Raw genomic sequence first — 16,432 nt, 5'->3', positions numbered from 1 at the left:
GCGCATGGCCGCGCTGGTCGACAGCCACTGCCACCTCGACGCGCCCGAATTCGATCCCGATCGCGCGCAGGTAGTCGCGCGCGCGCGCCAGGCCGGAGTGACCCGGCAGGTCGTGCCGGCGATCGACGCCGCGGGCTGGCCGAAACTGCGCGAGGTCTGCGCGGCCGATCCGGGCCTGCATCCGGCCTACGGCCTGCATCCGATGTATCTGTCCTCGCATCGGCCGCAACATCTGGATGAACTGCGCGAGTGGCTCGAGCGCGAACGTCCGTGCGCGGTCGGCGAATGCGGGCTGGATTATTTCGTCGACGGCCTGGATCGCGACGAGCAGTCGCGTTATTTCGACGGCCAGCTGCAACTCGCGCGCGAATTCGACTTGCCGGTGATCGTGCATGCGCGGCACGCGGTCGAAGCCACCATCGCCGCGATCCGCCGCGTCGGCGGCCTGCGCGGCGTGGTGCACAGCTACTCCGGCAGCGAGGAACAGGCCGAGCAGTTATGGAAACTCGGTTTCCTGATCGGACTCGGCGGCCCGGTCACCTACGACCGCGCCAAGCGCCTGCGCCGCATCGTCGCGGCGATGCCGATCGAATTCCTGCTGCTGGAAACCGACGCCCCGGATCAGCCCGATGCCGATATCCGCGGACAACGCAACGAGCCGGCGCGGTTGGCCGGCGTGTGCGAAATCATCGCGCAATTGCGCGGGGTGCCTTACGAGCAGGTCGCCGAGGCGACTTCGGCTAATGCGCAGCGGTTGTTCGCGCTGGCGGATTGAGCGAACTGCGAGACGGCGAAGCACAAAGCGGCGGGACCTAAAGCCCCACCCGCAATACTTCATAGCTTTGCGACGAACCGCAGTCGCTTTGCAAACGCGACGGCGAGTAGTTAATCGCACAGTGACGAGCCAATCACGTGCTTCGCTCGACTTCACCATCATGTCGCGATGGAGCCCTGGATCCCCGCCTTCGCGGGGATGACGGCTTGGGGATGGCGTGGGCCATGTCTATGTCGATGCGATATGGACGAGGCTTTCCAGGGTTGTTGTGGTTTTAGCCAGAATCGTGGCTAGCTTCGGCGCAAGAACCTCGGCGCGGATGAATTCGACCCAGCCAGATTCGACGTGATTGAAGTGGCGCGGTCGCGGCTTGCGCCGCTCCTACAGGCAGGCCATGCAAGTTCGGCTTGGGTTTGAAGTCGCGCAGTACATCCAGCGCCGCGAAGCCACTGACTCGCCCAGCCCCTCAACCCGCCGCCACCTTAGGCTTAAGCAGAATCTCCAACGCCCGCGCCACCGCCGCAAACGCAAACACCCCGGTGATATGCGTAGCCGCCCCCAATCCCGCCCCACAATCGAGCTTGAGCGACGCATCCCCATCGACCTTCGGCCGCAGCCCACACACCGTCCCGTCAGGCTGCGGATATTTCACGTTCTCCAGCGAATAAATCGCCGACACGCCGAAATAGCGATCCGGATTCTTGGGGAAATTGAACTCCCCGCGCAGCTTCTTGCGAATCAACGCCAACATCGCATCGTGCTCGGTGCGCGACAGATCGCGCACCCGCACCAGGGTCGGATCGGTGCGCCCGCCGGCCGAGCCGACCGCGATCACCGGAAGCTTGCGCCGCCGGCACCAGGCGATCAGCTCGACCTTGCTGCGGAAACTGTCGCAGGCGTCCAGCACCAGATCGAAACCGCGATCGAGCAGCTCATCGAGATTGGACGGAGTCAGGAAGCTTTGGACCGCATCGACCTCGATCGCCGGACTGATCGCGCGACAGCGCTCGGCCATCGCCTCGACCTTGGCGCGGCCGTAATTTCCATCCAGCGCCGGCAACTGGCGATTGGTGTTGGACACGCACAGATCGTCGGCGTCGATCAGGGTCAGGTGGCCGATGCCGGTGCGGGCCAGCGCCTCCACCGCCCAGGAGCCGACCCCGCCCATGCCGACCACGGCGACGCGGCATTGGCGGAAACGGGCCACGGCGCCTTGGCCGTACAGTCGGTCGATGCCGGCAAAACGCTCTTGCCAGACGGTATCGGAAGTGGATTCGCTCATCCGCCCATTGTAGTGGCGAAGGCCGGCGATTCCGGCCGTGGCGATGGAAAGCAGCGGCTCATGGCCGCAACTGCGAGGCCTCGTCGGAGGCCTGTATCGCGAGGACGCGAGCCCGCCAAACGCAGCCCAGCCGCCCCATCCCGCTGATTTAAACCAGCCTCCCTCTTGCCTTCGCCCGCCACCCGCACACCACGCCGCTGACCCCGGCCTCACATCGCTGCGTGCTATGGTTCCGCGATCTTGGATGGAGGCCAGGCAATGAGCGAAACCCAGCCCACCAATGCCGCAGTCAAACGCAAAGGCAATGGTTCGAAGTACCTGTTTCTTTTCCTGTTCGGTCTGGTCGGCGGCGCGGTCGCCACGGTCATGGCCGTACGCGCGCTCGAGCAGCGCAAGGACCATTTCCCCGACAGCGTCATGCACCTGCAGCAGTGGCACCTGGGCCAGCTCAAGGGCAAGGCCGAGCAGAACCGTTGCGCCGCCACCGACACCCTGCCGCACCTGAAGTCGCTGCGCATGCTGGCCGATGATCTCGACCCGGCCTTCCCCGACCTCAAGGACGACCCGCGCTTCGCCCAGCATTCGGCCAAGATGCGCGCCGCCCTCGACAGCGCGCTGGCCAGTCCGCCGGTGAGCTGCGCCGGAGTGACCGAGGTGTCCAATCAGATCGGCGAGGCGTGCAAGGCCTGTCATCAGGATTTCCGCGGCTAAGCGGGAGTCGGGAATCGGGAATCGGGAATCGGGAATCGCCGCGGCGATCGTGTCGGTTTGTCGGTGTTCGCGCTGACGAACGGCGGGCGGCTGGTTGCTCGCTTCCCTTCCCGTTTTCCTGAGTGCGTTTCGCCCATCGCCCGCGGCGTAACGGCCGGGTAAGCCCGAATACGCGCGCCGTGTCACGTGTCACGGCGACGGCTCAAGCCCTGCCCCAACCTGAACGCGCCCGCAAACAAAGCGCGGGCAGCCACATAAATTGAACACGTGTTCACGCGCCGGCTTATAGCGTGTCCAGCGCGTGGCGACTTCCGCCACTCGCTCACAGCGCAGGAGCCTCGAATGAATACCAAGAATTTCCGATTGCTGGCCGTAGCCGCCGCGGCTTCGCTGGCGCTCGCCGGTTGCGCGACCTCGCCGGGTTACGGCGGTGGCGGCGGCTACAACAACGGCGGTTACAACAACCCGCCGCCGTCGGGTTACGGCAACCAGAACAACAGTTGCTACGACTGCGGCGTGGTCACCCGGATCGAGCAGATCAGCACCCAGAGCAACGCCCCGAGCGCTACCGGCGCGGTGTTGGGCGGCCTGGTCGGCGCTGTCGCCGGCCGCAAGATCGCCGACGACCACACCGACAGCAAGGGCCGCAAGAACACCGCCACCGTCGGCGGCGCGGTCGCCGGCGCCATCGCCGGCAACGCGATCCAGAACCGGGTCGGCGCGCCGAGCTACAACGTGTATGTGCGCATGGACGACGGCCGCACCCAGGTCGTCACCCAGAAGGACCTCGGCGGCATTCGCGAGAACACCTACGTGCGCGTCAACAACGGTCGCGCCTACGTGCGTTGATCGGCGGCGCAACGCGGCGTTCGCGACGCCCGCTTGGTTGAAACAATGTAACGAAGAAAAACGGCCCGCCACGCGGGCCGTTTTTCGTTTGCCGCGAGCACGATCCGAGTCCACAACGCACATCACGATTAGGCATGGAACTGGCGCACTTATTGGGGTCTTCATGACGAGGGCGTTGCGCTAGGGTCGATCGCGTCCGCCTCGCGGGCCTCGTCAACGCAAGATCAGGAGATCGTGGAATGAACCTTCGTTTCGTGCATGTGGTTGCCGCGGGTGCGGTATTGACCGGCGCCATCGCCGCCGCCATCGCCGCGCCCGGCGCGGCGCAGAACAATCCGCTGCGTGTCGGCATGGTCGCCGTCAACGGCGCCGCCGACGATTTCCTCGGCTCGGTCGAGGTCAGCATCACCAACACCAGCCGCAAGGCGGTGCGCCTGCCGAAGTGGCAGCTGCCGTCGGATCAGTTCGATTCCAAGCTGTTCTCGATCAGCTACAACGGCCAACCGGTCGCGTACGAAGGCGCGCTGGTCAAGCGCGGCCTGCCGCAGGCCGAAGACTTCGCGATCCTGCAGCCGGGCGAAACCTATCGCCGGGTGATCGATCTGTCGGCGGGTTACGACCTGTCCAGGACCGGCCAGTACGTGGTCGCCTTCAACACCCCGCTGCAACATGCTTCGACCTCGGACCGGGTGATGCTGCATCAGGGCAACGGTCTGCCGATGTCGGCGCAGAGCGCGCCGCTGAGCCTGTGGGTCGACGGCCTGGATCAGCTCGGCGGCGAAAAAATGTCCGCCGTGGCGAAGAAGCCGGTCGGCCCCACCGCCGTGGTCAACGGCGTGAACTACGTCGGCTGCACCACCGCGCGCACCAGCAGCGCGGGCCAAGCGGTCAACGCCGCGCGTACCTACGCCGAAAACGCCAAGGGTTATCTCAACACCGGCACCATCGGCCCGCGCTACACCACCTGGTTCGGCGCTTACACCTCCAGCCGCCTCAACACCGCGCGCAGCCACTTCGTCAACATCGATTCGGCGCTCGACCAGAACAACGGCCAGATCACCATCAACTGCGGCTGCACCAGCAGCGCCTACGCGTATGTCTACGCCAACCAGCCGTATCAGATCTATGTCTGCAACGCGTTCTGGAACGCGCCGCTGACCGGCACCGACTCCAAGGCCGGCACGCTGATCCACGAAATGAGCCACTTCACCGTGGTCGCCGGCACCGACGATCACGTCTACGGCCAGACCGGCGCGAAGAACCTGGCGATCAGCAACCCGACCAATGCGCTCGACAACGCCGACAACCACGAGTACTTCGCCGAGAACACCCCGTTCCAGAACTGATCGGCGCGTCGCGCGCACATCGCAATCGCGCGTTACAACAGGTAACGACGGCCCGCTTCGGCGGGCCGTTTTTTTGCGATTCGATTCAGCGCGCGGGGTGTGCGCGACCGATCGGCTGACCGGTTTAGTTACCTGCCTCAAGCGCAGGTCTTCATCGCTCGATGCCTGACGCCTGTCGCGACACGCGCCATCGGCGTGGACACCGCCGATGATCCGTCCGCACGACCCAACCCCATCGCCACGATCCATGCGTTGGATACCCACGAGCCTGGCGCAGGATGCGATCGCGCGACAGGACGCGGCGGCAGGCGATGGGAGACGAGGCCCATCGCGCGCCGCGCAACAGGCTCCTTGCGCGCGGATGAGCGCAAGCGCGGGACCGGCGCGAGACAGATCGGGGCGCCGGTATCCGCATCGCCATGGACAGCGCCGCCGCGACAGGGATGGGCGACGGCCGGGCGAGGCGACGGGGTGGCCGGGGGCATGGAGTCCCCGGCCTTTTCGTCATGGCGTTAGGATCGCGTCGGCGACATCGAGCTCGGGCATATCAACCCGATCGCCGCTATCTGGATTGCCCGCCGCCCGTCCCGGCGAAATTTAAATCGATATAAATTCAAGCGCCGCCCAGGCCGTGACGCCGATGAACTGTTCACGCTCGGCGGCGGGACGCACAGGCACGTTTCGTAGCGGTTTTGCGACGGCCGGCGAATGAGTATTTCGAAGTGTGACAAACATCAAAAATACACAAAAGAAAAACCCGGCCTGGGCCGGGTTCTTCTGACGCGGATGCGGCGCGGCGAAGCGTCGCGATCGAGCGGGTCCGTGTCGTATTACAGCGGTTCGACCGCGTCCGCCTGCAGGCCCTTCTGGCCCTGCACGACGGTGAAGGAAACCTTCTGGCCTTCCTTCAAGCTTTTGAAGCCCTGGGACTGGATAGCGCGGAAATGCACGAAGACGTCTTCGCCATTTTCACGGCTGATAAAGCCAAAACCCTTGGCGTCGTTGAACCACTTAACGGTTCCGGTTTCTTTGGACATCGTTACTCTCTCCTTGGAACGAGGTGTTGTTAACGCGAGCATCGCGTGCTGGTTGCAAGGAGGAAGCGAGGTGCAACGATGTAGCAGATCGATGGATCAACCGCATCGGGCCACGATTCACGGTGACCCTTGGCAAACCAAGCGCCCGCAACGTACCCCGACATGGGCCAAAATGCAAACAGCCCGGACAGCCTGTCCGGACGGGGATTGCGCATGGATTTGACTACGTTTTATTACATCTTGGCGGGCGTACTGGTGGTGCTCGGAATCGTCGGCACGGTGCTGCCCGCCCTGCCCGGCCTGCCCCTGGTTTTCGGCGGCATGCTGCTGGCCTCGTGGGCATCGGGTTTCGAGAAAGTGGGCTGGGTCACCCTGGTCGTGCTGGGTCTGCTGACCGCGCTGTCGATGCTGATCGATTTCGCCGCCACCGCGATGGGGGCCAAACGGGTCGGGGCGAGCAAGCTGGCGATCATCGGCTCGATCATCGGCACCTTCGCCGGCCTGATGTTCGGCTTCATCGGCGTCTTCATCGGCCCGTTCGTCGGTGCGCTGATCGGCGAATGGATCCATACCCGCAAGCTCGACCAGGCCACCAAGGTCGGGGTCGGCACCTGGGTCGGCATCCTGGTCGGCACCGTGCTCAAGCTCGGTCTGGCGTTCGCCATGCTCGGCCTGTTCGCGATCTCCTGGTTCTTTTGATCCACGCGGGCTCCGGCCTCTCAGCCGGAGCCCGCGGCCGTTCCGCGCCGACGCCGCACCGGCACGATTCACGCTTCGTTCGCGGCGCAGTGCAAGACTGCCGCGGCTTTACCCACCTGCCTTGCACCACCAACGAGTCGCCCGATGCCCTATTCCTCCATCACTTCATTCCGCGCCGCGTTGCTGTTGGCCGCGACCGCGACGCCCTGGCTCGCGTTCGCGCAGACCGGCGTGCAACCGGCTACGCCCGAAGCCTGCCTGGCGATCAACGTCGACGCCGATCGCCTGGCCTGTTACGACACCGCGCTCGGCCGCCAGGCCGGCGACGCGCGCCAGGCCGATATCGCCGCCAAGGAGGCCAAGGCGATCCGCAAGAATCTGGAAGTAAGCGACGAACTGGCCGGTGAGTCCAAGCCGAGCGTCAGCGAACGCGCGCGCCGCGCGGTGGCGGGCAATCTGTTCAGTCACGAAGAACCGCTGGCCGATGCGATCGCCAACGCCGGCAAGGGCGGCCTGCTCGACAGCCGCTGGGAACTGGCCAAGGATTCCAAGCTGGGCCTGTTCAATTTCCGCGCCTATAAGCCGGTGTACCTGTTGCCGGCGTTCTGGAACAGCGACCCCAACGTCCTGCCGCAGTCGCCCAACCCGCGCAACACCGTGACCGAACCGCAGTCGCTGCAGAGCGTCGAGGCCAAGTTCCAGATCAGCTTCAAGACCAAGGCGGTGGAAAACCTGTTCGGCGACAACGGCGATGTGTGGCTGGGCTATACCCAGTCCTCGCGCTGGCAGGTCTACAACAGCGACAACTCGCGTCCGTTCCGCGAAACCAATTACGAACCCGAAGCGATGCTGGTGTTCCGCAACAACTACCGCATCGGCGGATGGAGCGGCCGCATGGCGGCGATCGGGCTCAATCACCAGTCCAACGGCCGCGCCGATCCGCTCTCGCGCAGTTGGAACCGGGTGATCGGCCAGGTCGGCCTGGATCGCGAGAACTGGTCGATCGTCGCGCGTCCGTGGTGGCGCATCTCCGACGGCAACGACGACGATAATCCGGATATCGAGGATTACATGGGCCGCGGCGATCTGACCATCGTGCATCGTCGCGGCGGCCACGAGTTTTCGCTGATGGCGCGGCATTCGCTGCGCAGCGGCGATCGCTCGCACGGCGCGCTGCAGTTCGACTGGGGCTTTCCGATCTACAACCAGCTGCGCGGCCATCTGCAGGTGTTCGACGGTTACGGCGAAAGCCTGATCGACTACAACCATCGCGCGACCTATATCGGCCTGGGCGTGTCGTTGCTGGAGTGGTATTGATCGCGACGCGAAACTGCGACCGGGTATGACCCGGGACGTCGACCGGCTGCGTTAACCTGCGCCGGTTCGACGGAGAACCCGATGAAGATGCAGCGCATCCTCTCGCTGGACGGCGGAGGCATCCGCGGCCTGGTGAGTTGCCATTGGTTGGCCGGCGTGGAACGCGCGCTGGCCAGCGCCGGAAAACCCGGCTTGCTGAAACATTTCGACCTGATCGCCGGCAGTTCGACCGGCGCGCTGGTCGCGTGCGGGCTCGCCCACGGCATCAGTCCCGACGCGCTGGCCGAGTTGTATCGCGCGCAGCGCCACGTGATCTTTCCCAATCTCGCCGGGCGGTTGTGGTCGCGCGCCAATCGCCTGATCAGCGACGGCATGTCGGCGCCGCGCTACGACGGCGTCGGCATCGAGAAGGTGCTGCGCAAGGTGTTCGGCAAGACCACGCTGGGCCAGCTCAAGGCGCCGGTGTTGATCACCAGCTACGACACGATTTCGCGCACGCCGGTGATCTTCAAGAGCTTCGACCCGAAGCATCGCGACTTGCTGGTGTGGGAGGTCTGCCGCGCGTCCAGCGCCGCGCCGACCTATTTCCCGGCGCATGCGATGAAGGTCGAGGGCAAGGAGTGCGCGCTGATCGACGGCGGCGTGGTCGCCAACAATCCGACCGCGTGCGCGATCGCCGAAGCGCTGCGCAAGGATGCCCGGGTCGACAACAGCCGCGACCTGGTGGTGTTGTCGGTCGGCACCGGCGAGCGCACGCGCAGCATCGACCTGGACTCGGCGCGCTCGTGGGGCGCGCTGGAATGGGCGGTGCCGATCATCGACGTGCTGTTCGACGGCAATACCGATTCGGTCGATTACATCGCGCGGCAACTGGTCGGCGACGGGTATTTCCGGATGCAGGCCGAGTTGTTGATCGGGCTGGACGATCTGGACGACACCAGCCAGACCAATGTGCTGGGGTTGGAGACGTTGGCTAAGGAGTATCTGACCCGGGCGGCGACCAAGAAGATGCTGGCGCAGTTGGTGAAGCGGCTTTGATCGCGGTTGCGTGATCGCGACGTTTATCGCGACAGCTCCCTGTAGGACCGGCGCGAGCCGCGACCGCGACATCGCGCTTGCGTCGTAACCGTGATGTCGCGGTCGCGGCTCGCGCCGCTCCTACAGGCAGGCATCGACACAAAAACGCCCGGATAACCGGGCGTTTTGTTTGCGGCGACGCGATTTATTCCACCACCACCGGAATCTTGCCGATCCGCGTCTGCCATTCCTTCGGCCCGGTCTTGTGCACCGACTCGCCGGTGCTGTCGACCGCGACCGTCACCGGCATGTCCTGCACGGTGAATTCGTAGATCGCTTCCATGCCCAGATCGGCGAAACCGACCACGCGCGAGGCCTTGATCGCCTTCGACACCAGATAGGCGGCGCCGCCGACCGCCATCAGGTACACCGAACGATGTTTCTTGATCGCATCGATACCGGCCGGGCCGCGCTCGGCCTTGCCGACCATGCCGAGCAGGCCGGTCTGCGCCAGCACCTGTTCGGTGAACTTGTCCATGCGCGTGGCGGTGGTCGGACCGGCCGGGCCCACCACTTCGTCGCGCACCGGATCGACCGGGCCGACGTAATAGATGAAGCGGCCCTTGAAATCGACCGGCAGCGCTTCGCCCTTGTTGAGCATCTCGACCATGCGCTTGTGCGCGGCGTCGCGGCCGGTCAGCAGCTTGCCGTTGAGCAGCAGCACTTCGCCGGGCTTCCAGCTGGCGACGTCCTGCGGCGTAACCGTGTCGAGATCGACGCGACGGCCCTTGGACGCGTCGTAGGTCAGCGTCGGCCAGTCTTCCAGCGACGGCGGATCGAGCATCACCGGGCCGCTGCCGTCGAGGGTGAAATGCGCATGGCGGGTCGCGGCGCAGTTGGGAATCATCGCCACCGGCAGATTGGCGGCGTGGGTCGGGTAATCCTTGACCTTGATGTCGAGCACCGTGGTCAGGCCGCCCAGGCCCTGCGCGCCGATGCCGAGCGCGTTGACCTTTTCGTACAGTTCAAGCCGCAGCTCTTCGGCGCGATTGCTGGCGCCGCGCGCCTGCAGATCGGTGATGTCGATCGGCTCCATCAGCGATTCCTTCGCCAGCAGCATCGCCTTCTCGGCGGTGCCGCCGATGCCGATGCCGAGCATGCCCGGCGGGCACCAGCCCGCGCCCATGGTCGGCACGGTCTTGAGCACCCAGTCGACGATCGAGTCGGACGGGTTGAGCATCGCGAATTTCGACTTGGCTTCCGAACCGCCGCCCTTGGCCGCGACGATCACGTCGAGCTTGTTGCCCGGCACGACCTTGACGTTGACCACCGCGGGCGTGTTGTCCTTGGTGTTGCTGCGCTTGCCGGCCGGATCGGCGAGCACGCTGGCGCGCAGCTTGTTGTCGGGATGCAGATAGGCGCGGCGCACGCCTTCGTTGACCATGTCCTCGACGCCCATGGTGGCGCCGTCCCAGCGCACGTCCATGCCGATCTCCAGGAACACGGTGACGATGCCGGTGTCCTGGCAGATCGGCCGGTGGCCTTCGGCGCACATGCGCGAATTGATCAGAATCTGCGCGATCGCGTCCTTGGCCGCGGCGCTTTCCTCGCGCTCGTACGCTTTGGTCAGGTTCTTGATGTAGTCGACCGGGTGGTAGTAGCTGATGTACTGCAGGGCATCGGCGACGGACTGGATCAGGTCGTCCTGGCGGATGACGACGGGGCCGCTGGAAGCGGCGTGGGACGGGCTGGCGGTCACGGCGGGCATCGAGGCTGGCGGTGGGGATCGCCATTCTACCCGCCCGGCCCGCTCCCGGCCCTTGCCGGGACGGGCGAGGCGTCGCCGGTTAAGCTGCCTCGGCCACGGCTCCGGCCGTCATCGCCCCGCGCCTGCGAGCCCGACGCCATGCCCTATACCGCGCCACGTTCCGAACTGCCGGCGCTCCCGGCGAACCGATCAAGGCCGCTGCTGCTGGCGATCGGCCTGATCGTATCGGCCTTTTGCGGGCTGCTGCCGTTGCTGGTGGTGCCCTCGTTCGCGCAGACCTTCACCGCCTTCGGCGCCGACCTGCCCGCGGCGACCGCGCTGCTGATCGCCCGGCCCTGGCTGGGCTGTCCGCTGCCCTTGCTGGTGCTGGCGCTGTGGGGGCTGTGGCCGCGGCCGCGGCGCGATCTGGTCGCGTGTGTGTTCGGCGTGGTCGGCGGGATGGGCATGATCGCGCTTACGGTGGTCGTGCTGTACCTGCCGATCTTCAAGCTGGCCGCCGTGGTCTGACGAGCCGAGCGGTTGAATCCACTGGCGAGCGCGACCCGCGCCCCGTGCCTGGGACCGCGGGCCGCGATCGCGCCGGCGTAGACGGCCGGCGTCAGCGCCTTACTGCGGGCACGCGTCCAGCACGCAGCCGCGCCATAGCATCTGGCAGTAGTACTCGTCCTGGCCGGACTCGCGGCAGGTCTCGAGGACATCGTAGTAACAGTAGACACCGCCCGCGCACACGATCAGATCGCGCGGCGCCGCGCTGGCGCCGAACGCGAACGCAAAGGCGAACGCGGCCAGGGCCACGGTGAAGCGACGGTTCGACAGCTTGCCTTTCAACGGCTGGATCTTCATTCGAACTCTCCTTTTCGATGGATGGATCAGCACTGCACGTTCCATGCGCTCCTCGCGGAGCCGGGCCACGGTACGCGAGCGCCCGCATCGGCGACAGCGCCGGCGTGGCGGTTTGTGCGCCACTGGGCAGTTCCTCGCCGACGCCGCCGGGCCGCGCGGATTTCAAACGTCACTTGTGCCTTCAGCCGCGCCGGTTAGATTGGTCCGAACCCCAACGCGGAGCGTCCCGTGATCACCTGCTATCTGCGCTATGTCATCGACCCGTATCAACTGGCCGAATTCGAACACTACGGCCGCCTGTGGATTCCACTGGTCGAGAAATTCGGCGGCACCCACCACGGCTACTTCATGCCGTCGGAAGGCAGCAGCAACGTTGCATTGGCGATGTTCTCTTTCCCCAGCCTGGCGGCTTACGAGGACTACCGCACACGCTCGTTCGAAGATCCCGACTGTCAGGCCGCGTTCGCCTACGCCCGCGAGAACCGTTGCATCGTCAGCTATGAGCGCAGCTTCTTCCGGCCGGTGTTCGGCGATTGATTAAGCGCGCCGCGGCCGCCGGCGCGGTCGCGACGTTCGGACCGGTTCGCAATCGAAACACGCCCTTGACCCGGGACTTGGGCACAATCGCCGCATGAGCACTCCCAGCGACGCCTCCAAGCCGTCCCGTAACGCCAGCCCCGGCAACGGCGGCAAACCGTCCCTGCGCGAGCGCTTCGACGCGCTGCGCAACCTGCGTCCGTTCCTCAAGCAGATCTGGGCGACCAGTCCGTCGCTGACCCTGCTCACGCTCGGCCTGCGCCTGATCCGCGCGCTGCTGCCGATCGCGACCTTGTACGTCGGCAAGCTGATCATCGACGAAGCGGTGCGGCTGGTCGCGACCGGGCATGGCTTCGGTACGTTGACGGACGCCTGGGCGAGCGGTCAGCTCAACACCTTATTAGCGCTGCTCGCGTTGGAGTTCGGTCTGGCGATCGGCTCCGACCTGCTCGGCCGGATCGTCAACTACGGCGATTCGCTGCTGTCGGAGCTGTTCACCAACGCCACCAGCGTGCGCCTGATGGAACACGCGGCGACCCTGGACCTGGAGGACTTCGAAGACCCCGACCTGCAGGACAAGCTCGACCGCGCGCGCCGCCAGACCATGGGCCGCATGAGCCTGATGAGCCAGTTGTTCGGCCAGTTGCAGGACAGCATCACCGTGGTCAGCTTCGCGGTCGGCCTGTTGGTGTATGCGCCGTGGCTGATCCTGTTGCTGGCGGTGGCGCTGATCCCGGCCTTCATCGGCGAAGCGCATTTCAACGCCCTGGGTTATTCGCTCAATTTCGCCTGGACGCCGGAACGGCGCCAGCTCGAATACGTGCGTCAGATGGGCGCCAGCGTCGAGACCGCGAAGGAAGTGAAGATCTTCAATCTGCACCGCTTCCTGATCGCCAAGTACCGCGAGCTCGCCGACAAGTTCTTCGCCGCCAACCGCGCCCTCGCACGCCGACGCGCGCTGTGGGGAACCGTGCTCGCCGGGCTGGGCACGCTGGGCTATTACATCGCATACGGCTATATCGCCTGGCGCACGGTGCGCGGCGATTTCAGCATCGGCGACCTCACCTTCCTGGCCGGCAGCTTTCGCCGTCTGCGGCAGTTGCTGGAAGGGCTGCTGGTCGGTTTCTCGCAAGTCGCGGGACAGGCGCTGTACCTGGAAGACCTGTTCTCGTTCTTCGAAATCCAGCCTGAGATCACCTCGCCGGCCAACCCGGTCGCGGTGCCGAAACCGATCGCGCGCGGCTTCGTGTTCGAGAACGTGGGCTTTCGTTATCCCGATGCGGAACGTTGGGCTTTGCGCGGTCTGGACTTCGAACTGCGCGCGGGCGAAGTGCTGGCCTTGGTCGGCGAGAACGGCGCCGGCAAGACCACCCTGGTCAAGCTGCTCGCGCGTCTGTACGACCCGGACGAAGGCCGCATCCTGCTCGACGGCCGCGACTTGCGCGACTACGACCTGGACGAATTGCGCGCGAGCATCGGGGTGATCTTCCAGGACTTCGTGCGCTATCACCTGACCGCCGGCGAAAACATCGGCGTCGGCCAGATCGATGCGATGACCGACCTCGAACGCATCCGCAATGCGGCGCGGCGCTCGTCGGCCGACGAAGTGATCGAAAGCCTGCCGCGCGGCTACGACCAGCTGATCGGCCGGCGTTTCAAGACCGGCGTCGACCTGTCGGGCGGGCAATGGCAGAAGATCGCGATCGCGCGCGCCTACATGCGCGATGCGCAGGTGATGATCCTCGACGAACCGACCGCGGCCTTGGATGCGCGCGCGGAGTTCGAAGTGTTCCAGCGCTTCAAGGAATTGTCGGCCGACACCACCGCGGTGCTGATCTCGCACCGCTTCTCCAGCGTGCGCATGGCCGACCGCATCCTGGTGCTGGCCGAGGGCCGGCTCGAAGCCAGCGGCACCCACACCGAACTGCTCGCGCAGGGCGGACGCTACGCCGAATTGTTCGAACTGCAGGCCGCCGGTTATCGCTGAGCGCCCGCGCGCGCCGTTCAGAGGGGCGCGATCGCCGACACCAGCGCGGGGATGAATTCTTCCTGCACCCGCGACGCGCCCGGCTCGCTGACGACGTTCGCCGCGAGCACGCCGGTGTAACCGCCATGCCGGGCCACCTCGACCGTGCAGCGATCGTGGGGGCCGTTGAGCATGCTCATGGCGTCGCCTTCGGCCAGCAGCACGAACGCCTGCTCGACCGCCTGATCGTCGTCGCCTGGACGCAGCTTGCCGTTGCGGGTGCGGTAGCTGCGGGTATACGCCGTCTCGCCCTTGAGCCGAACCGACACGGTCGAATCCGCCGCCGCATCGAAATACACCCGCACGCCCTCGGGCACGGACTCGACCCGATCGATGAAACACGCATGCTCGCCGGCATGGGCCGGGGTCGCGAACATGCTCAGTGAGACCAGGCTCAGTGAGAGCACGCTCAATGAGGTCAGGCTCAGTGCGGCAAGACCGCACGCGACAGGGTGAGCCGGCAACGGCATCGATGAACTCCTTTTCGTTGCACCGCCGTGCGGCGGTGACCCTGGCCGCCCGACGACGCATCGGTTCGGCCGCGCCGGCCACCGGCGCGGATCGGAGCATGCCGCCGCATGCCCGCGGCTGGCAAGCCGCGGTTGTGCGGGTTCACGTTTTCGCCAATCACGCCGCTCAAGCGCGCGCATCACGCGGCGCGTTTGTCCGACCCGCGGCCAGCGGCTATGGTGTGGATCGCCGAAGCCCTTCCTTTATTGGAGCGATCGCATGACGACTGCCCTCACCCGCACTATTGCGGCCCTCATCCTGGCGCTGGGCCTGTCCGCCTGCGACCGCGGCGGCCAGGCCGAAGCCGCCGCCGCCCAACCCGTGCCGGCACCGGCGCAACGCGCGTCCCACGAAGTTCCGAGCGAATCCGGACCCGTGCGCGTGCACGAGATCGCATCGGGACTCGACCATCCGTGGTCGGTGGCGTTGTTACCCGACGGCGCGTTCCTGATCACCGAACGCCCCGGACGCCTGCGTCGCGTCGGCGCCGACGGCGCGATCTCCGCACCGATCGCCGGGGTGCCCGCGGTATGGGCCAAGGGCCAGGGCGGCCTGCTCGACGTGGTGCTCGCGCCGGATTTCGCCAGCAGCAAACGCATCTACCTGAGCTACGCCGAACCCGGCCCGGACGACAGCGCCGGCACCGCGGTGGCGTCGGCCACGCTGGGCGATGCTGCGTTGTCGGACGTGAAAGTGATCTATCAGCAGCAGCCCAAGCTGGTCGGTCCGAATCACTTCGGCTCGCGCCTGGCCTTCGACAAGGACGGCCATATCTTCATCACCCAGGGCGAGCGCCAACAGCGCATGGCCTCGCAGGAGCTCGACAAGCTGCAGGGCAAGCTGGTGCGGCTCAATCTCGACGGGAGTGTGCCGGCCGACAATCCCTTCGTCGGCCGCAAGGACGCGCGTCCGGAGATCTGGAGCTACGGCCATCGCAACATGCAATCGCTGGCGGTCGACCCGCGCACCGGCACGCTGTGGGAAGCCGAGCACGGCCCGCGCGGCGGCGACGAAATCAATCTGCCGCAGCCGGGCAAGAATTACGGTTGGCCGTTGATCACCAACGGCATCGATTACAGCGGACTGAAGATCGCCGAGGCACAGGGCAAGGAGAAGCCGGGCCTGGAGTCGCCGTATCACGTCTGGGAGGTGTCGCCGGCCTTGTCGGGCATGGCCTTCTACACCGGCCACGCGGGTTCGCCGTGGAACGACAGTCTGTTTCTCGGGGCGTTGGCCGACGGCAGCCTGATCCGGCTGAGCCTGGACGGGGACAAGGTGGTCAAGGAGGAACGGCTGCTGCGGTCGCTGGGCTGGCGGATTCGCGATGTGCGGGTTTCCAGCGACGGCAAGGTGTTCGTGTTGACGGATGAGGATCAGGGCAAGTTGTTGCGATTGGATCCGCCTGCGGCCAAGTAAGCGGACGTATCCGCCGTCGAAGCACGAGCCGACGTGGCGACATGGCCTTCTTGTAGGAGCGACGCGAGTCGCGACCGCGGCATTTCAGCCACGTCGAAATTTGCGTCGTAGTCGCGTTTTCGCGGTCGCGGCTTACGCCGCTCCTACAGGCAGGCCATGTCGCTTTTGCTTGGGCTTGAAGTCGCGCAGTTCATCCAGCGCCGCGAAGCCACGAACTCGCGTTAGCAACAGCACACCCGAAGGGCGGCGCACATGGATGTGCGCCGTGCGCCACCGAGACAGGATGTCTCGTGTGGCGC

At 65.8% G+C, this 16,432-nt stretch carries 16 protein-coding genes; 11 read left to right on the top strand and 5 right to left on the bottom strand.

Annotated features, from left to right (window positions below):
• Positions 1-4: 4 nt before the first annotated feature.
• Positions 5-775, top strand: a complete 771-nt coding sequence (locus tag AC3A4T_RS14145; RefSeq protein WP_487675974.1) for a TatD family hydrolase — start codon at positions 5-7, stop codon at positions 773-775.
• Between the two features lie 466 nt (positions 776-1,241).
• On the opposite strand, the gene AC3A4T_RS14140 is transcribed toward AC3A4T_RS14145, so the two are convergent.
• Positions 1,242-2,057: a tRNA threonylcarbamoyladenosine dehydratase gene (locus tag AC3A4T_RS14140; RefSeq protein WP_487675973.1), complete on the bottom strand. Its 816-nt coding sequence runs from the start codon at positions 2,055-2,057 to the stop codon at positions 1,242-1,244.
• 258 nt (positions 2,058-2,315) lie between these two features.
• Between AC3A4T_RS14140 and AC3A4T_RS14135 the strand changes: the two genes are divergently transcribed.
• The 3 genes from AC3A4T_RS14135 to AC3A4T_RS14125 all read left to right on the top strand — a co-directional run bounded on the left by AC3A4T_RS14135 (position 2,316) and on the right by AC3A4T_RS14125 (position 4,963).
• The gene (locus AC3A4T_RS14135; RefSeq protein ID WP_036109564.1) at positions 2,316-2,768 is read left to right on the top strand and encodes a hypothetical protein; all 453 of its coding nucleotides are present in this window, start codon (positions 2,316-2,318) and stop codon (positions 2,766-2,768) included.
• Positions 2,769-3,110: 342 nt separating this feature from the next.
• Positions 3,111-3,617 (top strand): glycine zipper 2TM domain-containing protein, encoded by a 507-nt coding sequence (locus AC3A4T_RS14130; protein WP_056108264.1) that lies wholly within the window; start codon positions 3,111-3,113, stop codon positions 3,615-3,617.
• A gap of 239 nt (positions 3,618-3,856) precedes the next feature.
• Positions 3,857-4,963, top strand: coding sequence for a M35 family metalloendopeptidase (locus AC3A4T_RS14125; RefSeq protein WP_487675972.1), 1,107 nt, complete (start codon positions 3,857-3,859; stop codon positions 4,961-4,963).
• 830 nt (positions 4,964-5,793) lie between these two features.
• On the opposite strand, the gene AC3A4T_RS14120 is transcribed toward AC3A4T_RS14125, so the two are convergent.
• Positions 5,794-6,000: a cold-shock protein gene (locus tag AC3A4T_RS14120; protein ID WP_036109558.1), complete on the bottom strand. Its 207-nt coding sequence runs from the start codon at positions 5,998-6,000 to the stop codon at positions 5,794-5,796.
• 213 nt (positions 6,001-6,213) lie between these two features.
• Between AC3A4T_RS14120 and AC3A4T_RS14115 the strand changes: the two genes are divergently transcribed.
• The 3 genes from AC3A4T_RS14115 (at position 6,214) to AC3A4T_RS14105 (ending at position 9,054) form a co-directional block, all read left to right on the top strand.
• Positions 6,214-6,699 carry a DUF456 domain-containing protein gene (locus AC3A4T_RS14115; protein WP_487675971.1) on the top strand — a complete coding sequence of 162 codons (486 nt, stop codon included), beginning with the start codon at positions 6,214-6,216 and terminating at the stop codon, positions 6,697-6,699.
• 144 nt (positions 6,700-6,843) lie between these two features.
• Positions 6,844-8,016, top strand: coding sequence for a phospholipase A (locus tag AC3A4T_RS14110; RefSeq protein WP_487675970.1), 1,173 nt, complete (start codon positions 6,844-6,846; stop codon positions 8,014-8,016).
• Between the two features lie 81 nt (positions 8,017-8,097).
• Complete coding sequence (locus tag AC3A4T_RS14105; RefSeq protein ID WP_487675969.1) at positions 8,098-9,054, top strand: patatin-like phospholipase family protein; 957 nt, start codon at positions 8,098-8,100, stop codon at positions 9,052-9,054.
• Between the two features lie 184 nt (positions 9,055-9,238).
• Here AC3A4T_RS14105 and AC3A4T_RS14100 read toward each other — a convergent pair whose 3' ends face one another.
• A complete protein-coding gene (locus AC3A4T_RS14100; protein WP_487675968.1) occupies positions 9,239-10,792 on the bottom strand; it encodes a fumarate hydratase in 1,554 nt (517 codons plus the stop codon).
• Between the two features lie 147 nt (positions 10,793-10,939).
• Here AC3A4T_RS14100 and AC3A4T_RS14095 point away from each other — a divergent pair, with 147 nt between their 5' ends.
• Entirely contained in the window at positions 10,940-11,308 is a 369-nt protein-coding gene (locus tag AC3A4T_RS14095; RefSeq protein WP_487675967.1) for a hypothetical protein, read from the top strand.
• A 99-nt stretch (positions 11,309-11,407) separates the two neighbouring features.
• Here the strand turns inward: AC3A4T_RS14095 and AC3A4T_RS14090 are convergent, their stop codons facing one another.
• On the bottom strand, positions 11,408-11,644 hold the full coding sequence (locus tag AC3A4T_RS14090; protein WP_310981115.1) for a hypothetical protein: 237 nt from the start codon (positions 11,642-11,644) through the stop codon (positions 11,408-11,410).
• Positions 11,645-11,872: 228 nt separating this feature from the next.
• Between AC3A4T_RS14090 and AC3A4T_RS14085 the strand changes: the two genes are divergently transcribed.
• Together AC3A4T_RS14085 and AC3A4T_RS14080 are read left to right on the top strand one after the other, a co-directional pair.
• Entirely contained in the window at positions 11,873-12,181 is a 309-nt protein-coding gene (locus tag AC3A4T_RS14085; protein ID WP_487675966.1) for an NIPSNAP family protein, read from the top strand.
• 94 nt (positions 12,182-12,275) lie between these two features.
• Positions 12,276-14,168, top strand: a complete 1,893-nt coding sequence (locus AC3A4T_RS14080) for an ABC transporter ATP-binding protein (protein ID WP_487675965.1) — start codon at positions 12,276-12,278, stop codon at positions 14,166-14,168.
• 17 nt (positions 14,169-14,185) lie between these two features.
• Here AC3A4T_RS14080 and AC3A4T_RS14075 read toward each other — a convergent pair whose 3' ends face one another.
• Positions 14,186-14,677 (bottom strand): hypothetical protein, encoded by a 492-nt coding sequence (locus AC3A4T_RS14075; RefSeq protein WP_487675964.1) that lies wholly within the window; start codon positions 14,675-14,677, stop codon positions 14,186-14,188.
• A gap of 259 nt (positions 14,678-14,936) precedes the next feature.
• On the opposite strand from AC3A4T_RS14075, the gene AC3A4T_RS14070 reads away from it, so the two are divergent.
• The gene (locus tag AC3A4T_RS14070; protein ID WP_487675963.1) at positions 14,937-16,133 is read left to right on the top strand and encodes a PQQ-dependent sugar dehydrogenase; all 1,197 of its coding nucleotides are present in this window, start codon (positions 14,937-14,939) and stop codon (positions 16,131-16,133) included.
• Positions 16,134-16,432: the final 299 nt, after the last annotated feature.

The sequence above is a fragment of the Lysobacter sp. Soil_N_51 genome (genome assembly GCF_057655755.1).
This window is presented reverse-complemented; position numbering and strand designations above follow the sequence as displayed.

What these genes read in the sequence shown, in the direction of transcription:
- AC3A4T_RS14110 (WP_487675970.1), top strand. Translation starts at nt 6,844, where the DNA reads ATGCCCTATTCCTCCATCACTTCATTCCGCGCCGCGTTGCTGTTGGCC.
- AC3A4T_RS14115 (WP_487675971.1), top strand. Translation starts at nt 6,214, where the DNA reads ATGGATTTGACTACGTTTTATTACATCTTGGCGGGCGTACTGGTGGTG.
- AC3A4T_RS14130 (WP_056108264.1), top strand. Translation starts at nt 3,111, where the DNA reads ATGAATACCAAGAATTTCCGATTGCTGGCCGTAGCCGCCGCGGCTTCG.
- AC3A4T_RS14080 (WP_487675965.1), top strand. Translation starts at nt 12,276, where the DNA reads ATGAGCACTCCCAGCGACGCCTCCAAGCCGTCCCGTAACGCCAGCCCC.
- AC3A4T_RS14090 (WP_310981115.1), bottom strand. Translation starts at nt 11,644, where the DNA reads ATGAAGATCCAGCCGTTGAAAGGCAAGCTGTCGAACCGTCGCTTCACC.
- AC3A4T_RS14125 (WP_487675972.1), top strand. Translation starts at nt 3,857, where the DNA reads ATGAACCTTCGTTTCGTGCATGTGGTTGCCGCGGGTGCGGTATTGACC.
- AC3A4T_RS14120 (WP_036109558.1), bottom strand. Translation starts at nt 6,000, where the DNA reads ATGTCCAAAGAAACCGGAACCGTTAAGTGGTTCAACGACGCCAAGGGT.
- AC3A4T_RS14075 (WP_487675964.1), bottom strand. Translation starts at nt 14,677, where the DNA reads ATGCCGTTGCCGGCTCACCCTGTCGCGTGCGGTCTTGCCGCACTGAGC.
- AC3A4T_RS14145 (WP_487675974.1), top strand. Translation starts at nt 5, where the DNA reads ATGGCCGCGCTGGTCGACAGCCACTGCCACCTCGACGCGCCCGAATTC.
- AC3A4T_RS14095 (WP_487675967.1), top strand. Translation starts at nt 10,940, where the DNA reads ATGCCCTATACCGCGCCACGTTCCGAACTGCCGGCGCTCCCGGCGAAC.
- AC3A4T_RS14105 (WP_487675969.1), top strand. Translation starts at nt 8,098, where the DNA reads ATGAAGATGCAGCGCATCCTCTCGCTGGACGGCGGAGGCATCCGCGGC.
- AC3A4T_RS14140 (WP_487675973.1), bottom strand. Translation starts at nt 2,057, where the DNA reads ATGAGCGAATCCACTTCCGATACCGTCTGGCAAGAGCGTTTTGCCGGC.
- AC3A4T_RS14070 (WP_487675963.1), top strand. Translation starts at nt 14,937, where the DNA reads ATGACGACTGCCCTCACCCGCACTATTGCGGCCCTCATCCTGGCGCTG.
- AC3A4T_RS14135 (WP_036109564.1), top strand. Translation starts at nt 2,316, where the DNA reads ATGAGCGAAACCCAGCCCACCAATGCCGCAGTCAAACGCAAAGGCAAT.